Source organism: Streptomyces sp. TM32 (assembly GCF_004122755.1).
GTDB classification, from domain to species: domain Bacteria; phylum Actinomycetota; class Actinomycetes; order Streptomycetales; family Streptomycetaceae; genus Streptomyces; species Streptomyces sioyaensis.
Map to the genome: position 1 here is coordinate 1 of NZ_SDIG01000168.1, position 13,989 is coordinate 13,989.

Below are 13,989 nucleotides of genomic sequence, written 5' to 3' on the forward strand. Positions count from 1 at the left end.
GCGCCGGCGCGCGGTCGTCCGACAACAGGGCGCCAGGCGCATGCACGCACGGCGTCACTCCCCCGGCAGCACCCTGATCAGCGCGTCCAGGACGCCCGTGAAGGAGTGGTCGGGCGGGGTGCCGTAGGCGACGACCAGGGCGTCGCGGGGCGGTGACGCAGCGGCCGGGTCGTGGAAGCTGCTGAGGCCTTCCAGAGCGAGGCCCTGCCAGCGGGCGGCCTGGGCGACGGACTGCTCGGTACCGGGCGGGAGTTCCAGTACGGCGTGGAGTCCGGCGGCGATGCCGGAGACCCGGACCTGGGGTGCCCGCTCGGCCAGCGCCGCGACCAGCTGGTCGCGGCGCCGCCGGTAGCGCAGCCGCATCCCGCGCAGATGCCGATCGTAGGCGCCCGAGGAGATGAACTCGGCGAGGGTGAGCTGCTCCAGCTGCCCCGACTGCCATTCGCCGGTGCCTTTGACGGCGAGCAGCGGATCGACGAGACGGTCCGGCAGCACCATCCAGGCCAGCCGCAGTGCGGGGGCCAGACTCTTGCTCGCGGTGCCCAGGTAGACGACGTGGTCGGGGTCCAGCCCCTGGAGCGCGCCGACCGGCTGGCGGTCGTAGCGGAACTCCCCGTCGTAGTCGTCCTCCAGGATGTAACCACCGGTGGCGCGCGCCCAGTTGACGGCGGCGGCCCGGCGGTCGGGGTGCAGCGGAACGCCGGTGGGGAACTGGTGGGCGGGGGTGAGGAGGGCGGCCCGCAGGTCGTCGAGGGCGGACAGCTCCTCGGTACGGGCACCGTGCTCATCGACGCCGAGGGGCACGGTGCGCAGACCGGCGCGTGCGATCACGTCGCGGTGGAAGCCGAGGCCGTACGACTCGGTGGCCAGCCGGCCGGCGCCCAGCGTGCGGCCGAGCAGGGCCAGCCCCTGCATGAAACCGGTACAGAGCACGATGTGGTCGGGATCGGTGCGGACGCCGCGGGCGCGCGCCAGGTAGTCGGCGAGGACGGCGCGCAGTTCTGGGCATCCGGACGAGGTGCCGTAGCCGAAGGCCTCGCTGGGCGCGGCGGTCAGCGCGCGGCGGGCGGCGGCGAGCCAGGCGGTGCGGGGAAAGGCGGAGACGTCGGGGGTGCCGGCGGTGAGGTCGAAGCGCGGCCGGCCGGCGCGGTGCGCGCGGCCGGGGGCGCGGCGGGCGGTGGGCGCGGTACGCGGCAGCACCCTTGCGGCGACCCGGGTGCCGGAGCCCTGGCGGGCGCTGAGCCAGCCCTCCGCGACCAGCTCGGCGTAGGCGTCGGCGACGGTGTTACGGGCGATGCCGAGGTCGGCGGCGAGGGAGCGGGAGGACGGCAGGCGGGTGCCGGGGGCCAGCCGCCCGGACCGTACGGCTTCGCGCAACGCGCGCAGCAGGGCGGCCCGCAGGCCGCCGGGGCCGCCGAGGTCCAGATGCAGGTCACGACCGAAAGTGGCCCAGGAATCCCCCATGGAAGTGGACCATACAGCTGTGCCATTGCCGCCGTAGCGTCGCAGGCATGACGACGCCCACCACGCCCACCACGCCCACGACACCGGCGGCCGGCGCCTCCGATACGACACCGACGGCCGGCGCCTCCGGCACGGCTCCGGCGCACGACCACGGACCCCAGCTGCGCTGGACACAGCATGCCCCCGAGGTCTACCGCGCCATGATCGCGCTGGACGCGGCGGCCAGGAAGGACGTCGACCCGGCCCTGGCCGAGCTGGTCAAGATCCGTGCCTCACAGCTCAACAAGTGCGCGTTCTGCCTCGACATGCACCTCACCGACGCCCGCAAGGCCGGCGAGCGCGAGGAGCGGCTGCACCTCCTCCTCGCCTGGGCGGAGGCGCCGGACCTCTACACCCCGAAGGAGCGGGCGGCGCTCGCGCTCACCGAGGCGATCACCGTCCTCACCGACGGCTTCGTCCCCGACGAGGTCTACGCACAGGCGGCCGCCCACTTCGACGAGACCGAACTCGCCCACCTGATCGCCCTGATCACCACCATCAACGCGTGGAACCGGTTCGGTGTGAGCACCCGCACGACGCCGGGGAAGGCGTGACCGCGATGACCCAGCGCATGAAGTTCTGGAGCCAGATGTCCGCGTTCGGCCGGGCCCAGCTCCGGCTGACCACGGCCGCCAAGGAGGGGCTGGGGGATCCGGTACTGGCCGAACTGGTCGTGCTGCGCGCCTCACAGCTCAACCGGTGTGCGTTCTGCATCGACATGCACGTGAAGAACCTGCGGGAGGCGGGGGTCGACCCGCGGCGGGTCGATCTGCTGCCCGCGTGGGAGGAGTCCGGCGACCTCTACACCGCGCGCGAGCGGGCCGCCCTCGCCCTCACCGAGGCGATCACCGTCCTCACCGACGGCTTCGTCCTCGACGAGGTCTACGCGCAAGCGGCCGCCCACTTCGACGAGACCGAACTCGCCCACCTGATCGCGGTGATCGTCGCCATCAACAACTGGAACCGCATCAACGTCACCGTCCGCCAGCCCCCGGGAGAAGAACTGTGAGCGCCACCACGCTGCGAGAGCTGCACCACGACCGGAAGCCGGGCGATCCGCTGGTCCTGCCCGGCCCGTGGGACGCCGCCAGCGCCCGGGTCTTCGCCGACGCGGGCTTCCCGGCGCTGGCCACCCCGAGCGCGGGCGTCGCCGCAAGCCTCGGTTACGAGGACGGGCAGACCCCGCCCGACGAGATGTTCGCCGCCGTCGCCCGCATCACCCGGGCCGTGGACATCCCGGTCACGGCGGACGTGGAGGCCGGATACGGGCTGTCCGCCCGGGAGTTGGTCGGCCGGCTCGCGGACGCCGGCGCGGTGGGCTGCAACCTGGAGGACACCGACCCGGCCACCGGCGCCCTGCGCGACGCCCGGCAGCAGGCGGACTGGCTGGCGCAGGTACGGGCCGAGGCGGGCGATGCGCTGGTCGTCAACGCCCGCATCGACACGTATATCCGGGGTGTCCCGGACGAGGACGAGACGATCCGCCGCGGCCGCCTGTACGCCGAGGCGGGCGCCGACTGCGTCTACCCCTTCGCCGCCCCGCCCGACCGGCTGACCCGCCTGGCCACCGCCATCGGCCTCCCCGTCAATGCCGTGGTCATGCCGGACGGCCCCGCCCCGCGCGAACTCGGCGCCCTCGGTGCCGCCCGGATCACCTTCGGGCCGGGGCTCCAGTGGCGGGCGATGGCGGCGGTGGCGGAGATGGCCGAGCAGCTGCGGGCGGAAACGACGGGCCGCGCGCGGGCGGACCGGACGTAAGGCATGGCCGGGCGTGGGCCGGGGGCCGGCTACCGGCCCGCCCCCGCCCTCGGGTCCCGGTACGCGGAGTGCGGCGCCCCGGCCGACGCCCCGTGGCGGAACTCCGCGAGCTGTTCCGCCGTCGGGTACCACTTCTTGTCGCAACGGCAGCACCACCAGCGCCAGTTGTCCCAGTCGGTGTCGGTGGTGGCGGTGTCCTTCCACAGCCAGTCATGGCAGTCGGTGGTGGGGCACTTCGGCGGCAGCGGCATGGGGGGCCTTCCCTCGGCGACGGTTCCCCAGCGTGCTGCGCCCGTGGGGGCGCGGTGCCGCAACACGTGGCCGTCACCCGAACGAGCGAGGGCGGCGCGGCGGGCCAGCCGCCCCCGACACGGCCGCGGGCGACCGCACCATGGGTGCGACCGCCCGCGGCCGATGCTCTCCCCGTACTACTTCTTGGGGAGCCACTTCTTCCAGACCTCCGGGTGCTTGTTCACCCATTGCTTGGCCGCCTCGTCGGCGGTCAGCCCCTTGGAGGCGATGTTCTCGGAGACCTCGTTCTGGTCGTCCTTCGTCCACTGGAAGTTCTTCAGGAAGGCCGCGGCGCTGCCGCCCTTCTTGGCGAACTCGGTGTTGAAGAACTTCTGGAGCGGGGTGGTCGGATAGGCGCAGTCGATGGACGTGGGGTCCTTCGTGCCCTTCTCCGCGCAGGCGTCGGTGTACTTGGGGAGCTTGACCTCCACCATCGGCACCTGGTTGAAGAGCCACTGCGGCTCGTACCAGTACGTCAGGAAGGGCTTCTTCTCCTTGGCGAACTGCTGGATCTGGGTGATCTGCGCCGCCTCGGAGCCCGCGAAGACGACCTCATAGTTGAGCTTGAGGTTCTTCACCAGCGCCTTGTCGTTGGTGACGTAGGACGGCGAACCGTCCATCAGCTGGCCCTTGCTGCCGCTCTCCGAGGTGCGGAGCTGATCGGCGAACTTGTTGAGGTTCTTCCAGTCGGTGACCTCGGGGTGCTTGTCGGCCCAGTACTTGGGGACGTACCAGCCGATGTGGCCGGTGACGCCGTTGCCGCCGGCCGGCGTGATCGTCTTCTTGTCCTTGACGTACCGCTTTTCCTGGTCCGGGTGGCCCCAGTCCTCCAGGATCGCGTCGACCCGTCCCTGGCTGAGGGCGTCCCAGGCGGGGATCTCGTCCACCTGGACGGTGTCGACGTGGTAGCCCAGCTCGTGTTCGAGCAGGTACTTCGCCACCGCGACGTTGGACTGTGCGCCGACCCAGGTCTGGACGGACAGGGTGACCGACTTGGAGCCCTTGGCCGCGGCGAACGGCGAGGTCTGCTTGGTCATGTCGGCCTTGCCGCAGGCCGACAGGGAGAGGGCGAGGACCGCCGTGCCGGCCAGCGCGGCCGTCCCGATGGTCATGGTGCGCTTACGGGACATGGTCAGACTCCCTTCCCCGTCGTGCGGCGTTCCGTGGGTTGGGTGACCCGGTCGAGCATCAGGCCCAGGCAGACGATCGCCACACCCGCGACCAGGCCGAGGCCCAGGTCGCCGGTGGCGAGGCCGGTGACGACGTCGTAGCCGAGGGCACCGCCGCCGACCAGACCGCCGATGATGACGACGGCGAGGACGAGGACCACGCCCTGGTTGACCGCCAGCAGCAGGGCGGGCCGGGCCAGCGGGAGCTGGACCTGGCGCAGCATCTGCCAGCGGGTGGCGCCCAGCGAGCGGGCCGATTCCACGGCCGCCGGGTCGACCTGGCGCAGGCCCTGGGTGGTGATGCGGATGACGGCGGGCAGTGCGTAGACCACGGCCGCGGCGACGGCCGGGGCGCGGCCCACGGCGAACAGCGCGACCACCGGGATGAGGTAGACGAACTGCGGCATGGTCTGCATGACGTCCAGGACCGGACGCAGGACCGACTCCAGCCGCTTGCTGCCGGCCGAGAGGATGCCGATGCCGAAGCCCAGCACCAGGGTCACCACCAGGGCGGCGAGCACCTGGGAGAGGGTGTTCATGGACGGCTTCCACACACCCAGCACACCGATGGCGGCCATCGCGAGGACGGCGGTCACGGCGGTGCGCCAGGTGCCGATGAGCCAGGCCAGCGCGGCGACGATGAGCAGCGTGCCGTACCAGGGCAGCGCGGTCAGGCCGTCCCGCAGCGGGTTGAGCACCCAGTTGGTGAAGTGCGCGGCCCAGTCGGCGGTGCCGCCGATGACGGGAACGCCGGAGTAGAGGTGGTCGACCATCCACTCCTTGAAGTGGTTGACCGGGTGGGCGATGTCCAGCGCCCAGGCGTCCGGCCAGACCAGCGAGCCGCTCAGCCGGCCGAGACCTGCGAAGACGGCGGTGACCACGGCGGCGCCTGCCCAGGGCAGCCAGCCGCGCAGCCACGCCGGGCCGGTGGCGGGGGCGTCCGCGCCGAGCCGTTCGCCGGCCGCCGCGGTGGTGCGGTCCATGACGATGGCCAGCAGCACGATCGGGATGGCGGCGGCGAGCGCGGCGCCGACGTCGACCGAGGCGAGTGCCTGGTAGACGCGGTCACCGAGACCGGCCGCGCCGATCACCGAGGCGATGACGGCCATGGACAGCGCCATCATGATCGTCTGGTTGACGCCGAGCAGCAGCTCCTTGCGGGCCAGCGGGAGACGGGCGGTCACCAGCCGCTGCCGGCCGGTGGCGCCGAGCGAGGAGACGGCTTCCAGGACGTTGGGGTCGGCGCCGCGCAGACCGAGCGCGGTCAGCCGGGCCATCGGCGGGGCCGCGTAGATGACGGTGGCCAGCAGCGCGGCAGGGACGCCGATGCCGAAGACCAGCACCACGGGCAGGAGGTAGGCGAAGGCGGGCAGCACCTGCATGGTGTCCAGCACCGGGCGCAGGATCCGGAACAGCCGCTCGGACAGGCCGGCGGCCAGGCCCAGCAGCGCGCCGACGACGACCGAGACGGCCACCGCCACGACCATCAGGGCGAGCGTCTGCATGGTCGGGACCCACATCCCCAGCAGGCCGCTGACCAGGAAGGAGATCAGCGCCGTTGCCGCGATGCGGAGCCCGGCCACGCGCCAGGCGAGCAGCGTCATGCCGACCGTCACGCCGGTCCAGCCGAGCGCGAGCAGCAGCAGGTAGACGGCGCGGACGGAGATCACCACGGCGTTGCTGAGGTGACCGAGGAAGTAGACGAACAGCCAGTGGCTGTCACGGTTGTTGATGATCCAGTCGCTGGTCTTGCCGAGCGGGCCGGAGACGTCGACGGTCAGCCCGTGCGGCCAGGCGGCGCCGTACTTGGCGGCCAGCAGCGGGACGAGGACGGCCGCGGCGACGGCGAGCAGCAGGAGCTTGGCGAGGCCGCGGCGCTGCAGCAGGGCCTGGGCCGGACCCTTGGGGGTGTCGACGCCCAGGGTGCCGCGCGCGGAAACCGGGGGTGCGGATGCGTTGCTCATGCCCGCCCCCTCTTCACGGTGCCGGCCGGGACGTTCAGGGCGGCGCAGCGCTGGGCCTCGCGCCAGTGGCGCAGCAGGGTGGCGCGCAGCCGGGCCCGCGGGGTGGCCGCGGGAGCTCTGGAGCCGACGGCGCGCAGGGCGCCGCCGCGGGTGGTGGCGGCGTACATCAGGCGGCCACCTCACCGTGCTGCGGACCGTCGACCCGTGCGACCACGTTCAGCAGACAGGCGTGGTCGACGATGCCCACGCAGCGGCCGTCGTCGACGACGCGGACCGCGCCGCCGGAGCGGGCGACCGCCTCGATGGCGTCGGAGATCAGGGTGTCGGGGCCCAGCGCGGGGCCCTGGTCGGCCTCGCCGTCCTCGACGGGGCGCATCGCGCGGCGCACGGTGAGGACCTGCTCGCGCGGGACGTCCCGGACGAAGTCGCGGACGTAGTCGTCGGCCGGGGAGCCGACGATCTCCTCGGGGGTGCCGAGCTGGACGATCTGCCCGTCGCGCATCAGGGCGATCCGGTCACCGACCCGCAGTGCCTCGGCGAGGTCGTGGGTGATGAAGACCATCGTCCGGCCCTCCTCGCGGTGCAGGCGGACGACCTCTTCCTGCATGTCGCGGCGGATGAGCGGGTCGAGCGCGCTGAACGGCTCGTCGAAGAGCAGCACCTCGGGGTCGACGGCGAGCGCGCGGGCCAGGCCGACGCGCTGCTGCTGACCGCCGGAGAGCTGGCCGGGGCGGCGCTTCTCCAGTCCGTTCAGACCGACCTTGTCGACGATCTCGCCGGCCTTCTCGCGGCGCTCCGTCTTGCCGACGCCCTGGATCTCCAGGCCGTAGGCGACGTTGTCGACGACGCTGCGGTGCGGCAGCAGGCCGAAGTGCTGGAAGACCATGGCGGCCCGGCGGCGGCGCAGCTCGCGCAGCGTGGTGCGGTCCATGGCGCGGACGTCCTCGCCGTCCATCTCCAGCTCGCCGCTGGTCGGCTCGATCAGCCGGGTCAGGCACCGGACGAGGGTGGACTTGCCGGAGCCGGACAGGCCCATGACGACGAAGACCTCGCCCTTGTGGACGTCGAAGGAGACGTCCCGGACGGCGGCCACACAGCCGGTCTTCTCGCGCAGCTCCTGGGCGCTCAGGTCGGTGACCGAGGAGTCCTCGGGGATGCGGTCGGCCTTGGGGCCGAAGACCTTCCAGAGGTGACGGACGGAGAAGACGACCTCACGGCCGTCGGACTCCGGAGCGGCGGAGCCGTCCTTGGGCGTGCGGGCGTTGGGTATCTCGGATGCGCCGGCGGAGGTGGTAGCCATCACGCATCACCTCCTTGGGTCGGAGACTTATGGAGCAGGTCGGCGCACTTCTCCCCCACCATGAGCACGCCCAGCATCGGGTTGACGGCCGGCATCGTCGGGAAGACGGAGGCGTCGGCGATACGGATGCCGGACAGCCCTCGAATCTTCAACTCAGGGTCGACAACGGCGAGTTGGTCACCGGCGGCGCCCATCTTGCAGGTGCCGGCCGGGTGGTAGACGGTGTGGGCCGCCTTGCGCACCAGCTCGCTGATCTCCGCGTCGTCGGTGACGTCGGGACCGGGGAAGACCTCCCGCTTGAGCCACTTGGCGAACGGCTCGGCCTGCGCGATCTTGCGGGCCAGCTTGATGCCGTCGACAAGGGTGTCGCCGTCGTAGTCGACCCCGTTCTCGTCCTGCTCGAAGTACCGGAAGTCGAGCGCGGGCTTGACCTCGGGGTCGGCGGAGGTGAGGTAGAGACGGCCGCGGGAGCGGGACTTGGGAATGTTGGGGGTCATCGAGACCCCGTGTTCGGGGCGCTCGTAGCCCAGCCGCTCGGGGTTGTCGGTGAACGGTATTTGGTAGAAGTGGAACATCAGGTCGGGGCCCTTGTGCTCCGGGTCCCGCTTGACGAACAGGCCCGCGTCGGAGTCCATCGCGGAGTTGTCCGGGATCGGCCCGTCGGTCTCCCAGACGATCACCGACTCGGGGTGGTCGAGCAGGTTCTCCCCGACGCCCGGCAGGTCGAGCACGCAGTCGATGCCCAGCGCCTCCAGGTCCTTCTTCGGACCGATGCCGGAGTGCATCAGCAGCCGCGGGGTGTCGACGGCGCCGGCGCAGACCAGCACCTCGCGCGCGGCCTCGACGTAGACCTCCTCGCCGTCCTTGGTACGGACGTGGACGCCCTTGGCGACGGTGCCGTCCAGCTCCAGCTTGTACGCCCAGGTCTCCAGCATCAGCGTGAGGTTCGGGCGGTCGCCGGCCTCCATGTGCGGGTGGAGGTAGGCGACGGACGCGGAGGAGCGCTTGTTGTTCTCCGGGTGGTAGGAGAGGTCGAAGAAGCCGACGCCCTCCTCGAAGGGCTTGTCGTTGAAGCCGACGACCTCGGGGACGCCGAGCGCGGTCTTCGTCGCCTCGATCCAGTCCGTGGCGATCTGGTTCTGGTCCTTCTTCGCCACCCGCACGATGTTGTTGCGCAGCTTGCCGAAGTACGGGTCCATCTCCTTGGCGCCCCAGCCGGCCGCGCCCGCCGCCGCCCACTCGTCCCAGTCGGACGGCAGCGGCTTGAAGGAGATCAGGGTGTTGTGGGAGGAGCAGCCGCCGAGGACCTTGGCGCGGCTGTGCAGGATGTGCGAGTTGCCGCGGGGCTGCTCGGTGGTCGTGTACTCGTAGTCCAGCTCGCCGCCGAGCAGGCCGAGCCAGCGGCGCAGCGTCAGTACCTCGTCGCGGTCGAGGTCGGAGGGGCCGCCCTCGATGACGGCGACGGTGACGCCGGGATCCTCGGTGAGGCGGGAGGCAATGACGGAACCGGCGGTACCACCGCCGACCACGACATAGTCATACACAGGCATGGGGTGCTCCTTCTTGCAAAGTGCGTGGTGCGGGTGTTGCCAGGTGATTCCCGGGGGTCAGCCCGCGAACCAGCGCACCGGCTCCGGCCGGAGGTTTTCGTAAATGTGCTTGCTCTCGCGGTACTCGTCCAGACCCGTGGGACCAAGTTCCCGTCCGATTCCGGACTTGCCGAAGCCGCCCCACTCCGCCTGCGGGAGGTAGGGGTGGTAATCGTTGATCCAGACCGTGCCGTGCCGCAGCCGGGCGGCGACCCGGCGGGCGCGCGCGGTGTCGCCCGAGAAGACCGCACCGGCCAGGCCGTACTCGGTGTCGTTGGCGAGCGCGACGGCCTCGTCCTCGGTGGTGAAGGTCTCCACCGTCAGGATCGGTCCGAAGGTCTCCTCACGGACGACCTTCATCTCGCGGTGGCAGCCGTCGAGCACGGTCGGCGCGTAGAAGTAGCCGGTGGCCGGGCGGACGGCGGACGGCTCGGGCCGGGCACCGCCGCAGCGCAGCTGGGCACCCTCGGCCAGTGCGGAGGCGACGTAGGCCTCGACCTTGTCGAGCTGCTGCTGGGAGACCAGCGGGCCGCACTCGACGCCGTCCTCGGTACCCCGGCCGAGCTTGATCTTCTCGGCGCGGCGGGCGAGTTCGGCGACGAAGCGGTCGCGCACCGACTCCTCGATGATCAGCCGGGCGCCGGCCGAGCAGACCTGCCCGCTGTGGATGAAGGCCGCGTTCAGCGCCTGATCGACGGCGGTGTCGAAGCCTTCTTCCGTGGCACACGCATCGGCGAAGACCACATTGGGGTTCTTGCCGCCCAGCTCCAGCGCGATCTTCTTGGCACCGGAGACCGCCGCCGCGCCCGCCTTCGTCCCGCTGACCAGGCCGCCGGTGAAGGAGAACAGATCGACGTCGGGGTGCTCGGCCAGCCGCTGGCCGACCGGCAGGCCCGCGCCGGTGACGATGTTGGCGACCCCGGCCGGCAGCCCGGCCTCGACCAGCAGCTTGATCAGGTGCACCGTCGAGAGCGGGGTGACCTCGCTGGGCTTGATCACAAAAGTGTTGCCGGCCGCGAGGGCCGGCGCGATCTTCCAGCTGGCCTGGAGCAGCGGGTAGTTCCAGGGCGTGATGAGGGCACAGACCCCGACCGGCTCGTGCACGACCACGCTGTGCACATCCGGCGACCCGGCGTCGACGACCCGCCCACCGCTCTCGTTCATCACCACATCGGCGAAGTACCGGAAGGCATTGGTGACGTCGTCGACGTCGACCCGCCCCTCCTCCAGCGTCTTGCCGGTGTCGCGGCTCTCGATGAGGGCGATCACCTCACGGTCGCGCTGGAGCAGATCGGCGACCCGGCGCAGCAGCCCGGAGCGCTCGGCGACCGCGGTACGGGGCCAGTCACCCTCGTCGAAGGCCCGGCGGGCGGCAGCCACGGCCGCGTCGGTGTCCTGGGCACCGCCCTCGGACACCAGCTGGAGCGTCGTCGCGTCGGCGGGGTCGAGGACCTCCCGCGTCTCGCCGGATGCGGCCGGGAGCCACACCCCGTCTACGTGAATGGTCGCGATTGACGACACGTCGTTACTGCCTTCCGGTTACCGATTGTTCCCACTGGTGCAAACCACTGGCGTCACCAGCAACGAGGACCCCTCCCCGGAAGCCCCGGACCTATGCCCAAACGTTCATGGAAAGTGAGCGGACTCACTCAACGTGCAGGGTAATGTCCTGGAACCTAACCTGAATAGCCGTATGTCCATGGCGATGTCCAGGACTCTTCGTCCCCCTGGGGACCGGAGGTGGTCAGATGACCAGCAGACGGCGCGCAGCCACCGCCCCCGCCGCTCTGACCTGCGGTGCAGCTCTCCTCGTAGGGCTCACCGGTACGGGTTTTGCCGCGGCGGCCGGCGACTCCGACGGCGGCGAGGGCGACCTCGCGCACAAGTCGGCCCAGCAGATCTCCGACGAGGCACTCCACCAGCTGGTCGGCGCGCAGTCCCTGCGGCTGCGCACCCGCACCAGCGTCGACCCCACGCAACTCGACCTCACCCTCGACCGCGCCGGCAACTGCACCGGCGCCGTCAGCAAGGGCTCGCTCGGCCGCGTCGAGCTCGTCAAACGCGGGAACCAGATCTGGATGAAACCGGACGCGGCCTTCTGGAAGAGCCAGCTGCCCGGGAGCAAGGGCGCCGAGGCCGCCGCGAAGTACAAGGACACCTACCTGCACGGCACCACCCGGGACGCCTTCCTGCGGGGCCTGTCCGAGGCCTGCGACCTCAAGGCGTTCCAGAAGTCGGCCGCGGGCCCCGACGAGCAGCAGCCCCCCTCCGGCGCCCCGTCACCCTCCGTGACCCCCACACTCAGCAAGGGCCGGCCGACCACCCACGAAGGCGCCCGCGTGCTGCCCGTCGTCAAGAAGGCCGACGGCGCGATCCAGACCCTCTACGTGGCCATCGAGGGCAAGCACTACCCCCTCAAGCTCACCGCCGAGGCCGACCACGAAACCGCCACGATCCTCATGAGCAACTACGGCACCCCGGTCTCCACCACGACACCGGCTCCGGACCGCACGGCGGACATCTCGGCCCTGGAAGAGTTGATGCGGGGGTCCCAGGGGTCCCAGAGCGCGTGACCCTGGAGCGCGTGAACCTTGCGTGCGTGGCTCTTGCGTGCGGTACGTAACTGTTCGTACATACGTATCGTTGAACTGTGCGGCTGCCCGTGGCACGCGGCAGCGGGGAGGAACGGCACGATGACCATCAGCCTTGAGCGGACCGAAACGATCGCGACCGACGGGACCGAGATGGCAGAGCCCGATGAGCTGAGCTTGGACGAGCTGTTCGAGCGGCTGGAGCGGATGCCCGTCCCCGAGGGCTACAAGCTGGAGATCGTCGGGGGGACCGTATTCATGGCACCGCAGCGTGACGTCCATTGGCAGACCATCCGCAGGATCGTGCGGGCGCTGGAGGACCGATTCGGGCTGGACACCCCGGTCACGTCAGACGTGCGGATCGATTTCCCCGGCGAGTTGAACGGCTTCGCCCCGGACGTTGCCAAGTTGGTCGACGGCGCCGAGAAGAACGGGCTGGGCCGCTGGCGCTACCAGGACGTCGAGTTCGTCGCCGAAGTCATCTCCAAAGGCACCGCGGCAAATGACTACGGCCCGAAGAAGCGGGTCTACGCCGCGGCCGGAATCCCGGTGTACGTGATCGCAGACCCCTACCTCGGCCGGTGTCGCGTCTTCACCCTTCCGCAGGACGATGACTACAAGAGCGACCTCACCCTCAAGTACGGGGAACCGATCGACTTGACCCACGCGTTCCCCGGTTTCTCCCTCAGCACCGAAGAGTTCCCCACGGACTGACTCCGGGACCCTGCCTCGCCCCTCCCGGAGCCGCCTGGCCACGCCTGCGCCCGGCCGGGCCGTCACCCGCGCTGCCGAACCAAAGGGGCCACGGCCGGCGGCCCGGTCGACAATGCAGGCATGGCTGACACAGCGGCGAAAGCAGTGCTCGAAGGCGGCCCCGAGGAGCTTCCCGAGCGGATCGTGCCGATCGATCCACCCGGGACCGAGCTGAAGATCCCGTTCCGTAACGGCTATGAGCACTTCCGGGCCACCGGCCGGCAGCAGGACACCACCGAAGGGGCGCTGCCCGTCTACGAGTGGTGGGAGCGCACGGAGCTGCCCGGCTGAGCCCTCGTGACAAGGCCCTGGCGGCGCTCCGTACGCCGTGCGCACCGCTCAGACATGCGGAACGAACGTCCGCAGCGCGATCTGCTGGGTCCCCTCCTGCTGTGGCCAGTCGGCTTCGGGGCCCAGGACGAGTACGGCGAACTGGCGGCCGTCGGTGGCGGTGAAGGCGCAGTCGACGACCTTGACCCGCACCCCGAGACGCTTGCTGTCATAGGCATAGACCAGTTGGTTGGCGTCTATGCCCGGCCCCGGGAAGCCCAGCGGCTCCAGGCTTATCTCCTCGTATCCGGGATTGCCGGACAGCCCCTGTGACGCCTGCTGGAGCGCCTCGCGCGGGGTGATCTCGGGATCGGTGATCTCGAAGATCTGCACCAGTCCGCGGTCGTCCGGGGCGGTGTAGAACACCCCGGTCTTGCGCTCGCTGCGCGTCCAGGTGCCGGGCACCGCGAGGGTGAAGCCCTTCTTGTCGTGGACGAGGCGGTAGCCGTCGGGCAGGTCGGTGAGGGTGGGGGCAGGCGCGACGCCGTCCGAGGCATCGCTGTGCGACGCGGTGGCCGTGCCGCGCGTGGCGGACGCCTTGGCCCGGGCCGACGGGTGGGTGTCGGCCGGCTCCCCGCCGTGGCCCCAGAGCAGATAGCCGCCGCCGAGGGCCACCGCGATCAGGGCCACCGCCGCCCCGGCGACCAGTCCCGTGCGGCGCCGGGCACCGGGTGCGTAGTCGTCGCCGGAGGCGGTGGTGAGGTACGGATCGGGGGCGTACGGGTCGGGGGCGTACGGGTG

Annotated in this window: 15 protein-coding genes; 6 read left to right on the forward strand and 9 right to left on the reverse strand. The window is 71.1% G+C overall.

Annotated features, from left to right (window positions below):
- Positions 1 to 54 precede the first annotated feature (54 nt).
- On the reverse strand, positions 55 to 1,464 hold the full coding sequence (locus tag EST92_RS26670; protein ID WP_129283320.1) for a PLP-dependent aminotransferase family protein: 1,410 nt from the start codon (positions 1,462 to 1,464) through the stop codon (positions 55 to 57).
- Between the two features lie 47 nt (positions 1,465 to 1,511).
- On the opposite strand from EST92_RS26670, the gene EST92_RS26675 reads away from it, so the two are divergent.
- From EST92_RS26675 to EST92_RS26685, 3 genes are read left to right on the forward strand one after another with little or no spacing between them, the layout of a single operon-like run.
- The gene (locus EST92_RS26675) at positions 1,512 to 2,057 is read left to right on the forward strand and encodes a carboxymuconolactone decarboxylase family protein (RefSeq protein ID WP_174244148.1); all 546 of its coding nucleotides are present in this window, start codon (positions 1,512 to 1,514) and stop codon (positions 2,055 to 2,057) included.
- A 5-nt stretch (positions 2,058 to 2,062) separates the two neighbouring features.
- A complete protein-coding gene (locus EST92_RS26680; RefSeq protein WP_129283321.1) occupies positions 2,063 to 2,512 on the forward strand; it encodes a carboxymuconolactone decarboxylase family protein in 450 nt (149 codons plus the stop codon).
- Positions 2,509 to 3,261, forward strand: a complete 753-nt coding sequence (locus EST92_RS26685; protein ID WP_129283322.1) for an isocitrate lyase/phosphoenolpyruvate mutase family protein — start codon at positions 2,509 to 2,511, stop codon at positions 3,259 to 3,261. Before EST92_RS26680 ends, EST92_RS26685 begins: the two co-directional genes overlap by 4 nt.
- A gap of 29 nt (positions 3,262 to 3,290) precedes the next feature.
- Here the strand turns inward: EST92_RS26685 and EST92_RS26690 are convergent, their stop codons facing one another.
- The 7 genes from EST92_RS26690 to EST92_RS26715 all read right to left on the reverse strand — a co-directional run bounded on the left by EST92_RS26690 (position 3,291) and on the right by EST92_RS26715 (position 11,095).
- Positions 3,291 to 3,512 carry a hypothetical protein gene (locus EST92_RS26690; protein WP_006603704.1) on the reverse strand — a complete coding sequence of 74 codons (222 nt, stop codon included), beginning with the start codon at positions 3,510 to 3,512 and terminating at the stop codon, positions 3,291 to 3,293.
- 177 nt (positions 3,513 to 3,689) lie between these two features.
- Complete coding sequence (locus tag EST92_RS26695) at positions 3,690 to 4,682, reverse strand: ABC transporter substrate-binding protein (RefSeq protein WP_129283323.1); 993 nt, start codon at positions 4,680 to 4,682, stop codon at positions 3,690 to 3,692.
- A 2-nt stretch (positions 4,683 to 4,684) separates the two neighbouring features.
- A complete protein-coding gene (locus tag EST92_RS26700) occupies positions 4,685 to 6,685 on the reverse strand; it encodes an ABC transporter permease subunit (RefSeq protein ID WP_129283324.1) in 2,001 nt (666 codons plus the stop codon).
- On the reverse strand, positions 6,682 to 6,852 hold the full coding sequence (locus tag EST92_RS32635) for a hypothetical protein (RefSeq protein WP_167511620.1): 171 nt from the start codon (positions 6,850 to 6,852) through the stop codon (positions 6,682 to 6,684). Before EST92_RS32635 ends, EST92_RS26700 begins: the two co-directional genes overlap by 4 nt.
- On the reverse strand, positions 6,852 to 7,985 hold the full coding sequence (locus EST92_RS26705; protein WP_129283325.1) for a glycine betaine/L-proline ABC transporter ATP-binding protein: 1,134 nt from the start codon (positions 7,983 to 7,985) through the stop codon (positions 6,852 to 6,854). The genes EST92_RS32635 and EST92_RS26705 overlap by 1 nt, the downstream gene beginning before the upstream one ends.
- Positions 7,985 to 9,535 (reverse strand): GMC oxidoreductase, encoded by a 1,551-nt coding sequence (locus tag EST92_RS26710; protein WP_129283326.1) that lies wholly within the window; start codon positions 9,533 to 9,535, stop codon positions 7,985 to 7,987. The genes EST92_RS26705 and EST92_RS26710 overlap by 1 nt, the downstream gene beginning before the upstream one ends.
- Positions 9,536 to 9,592: 57 nt before the next feature.
- Entirely contained in the window at positions 9,593 to 11,095 is a 1,503-nt protein-coding gene (locus EST92_RS26715; protein WP_129283327.1) for an aldehyde dehydrogenase family protein, read from the reverse strand.
- 227 nt (positions 11,096 to 11,322) lie between these two features.
- Here EST92_RS26715 and EST92_RS26720 point away from each other — a divergent pair, with 227 nt between their 5' ends.
- The 3 genes from EST92_RS26720 (at position 11,323) to EST92_RS26730 (ending at position 13,209) form a co-directional block, all read left to right on the forward strand.
- Entirely contained in the window at positions 11,323 to 12,147 is an 825-nt protein-coding gene (locus EST92_RS26720) for a hypothetical protein (RefSeq protein WP_129283328.1), read from the forward strand.
- 120 nt (positions 12,148 to 12,267) lie between these two features.
- Entirely contained in the window at positions 12,268 to 12,879 is a 612-nt protein-coding gene (locus EST92_RS26725) for a Uma2 family endonuclease (RefSeq protein WP_129283329.1), read from the forward strand.
- Positions 12,880 to 12,999: 120 nt separating this feature from the next.
- A complete protein-coding gene (locus tag EST92_RS26730; RefSeq protein ID WP_040898588.1) occupies positions 13,000 to 13,209 on the forward strand; it encodes a DUF5988 family protein in 210 nt (69 codons plus the stop codon).
- 48 nt (positions 13,210 to 13,257) lie between these two features.
- On the opposite strand, the gene EST92_RS31410 is transcribed toward EST92_RS26730, so the two are convergent.
- Positions 13,258 to 13,989 (reverse strand): hypothetical protein (locus EST92_RS31410; RefSeq protein WP_254069034.1); only part of this gene is annotated, 732 nt, incomplete at its 5' end.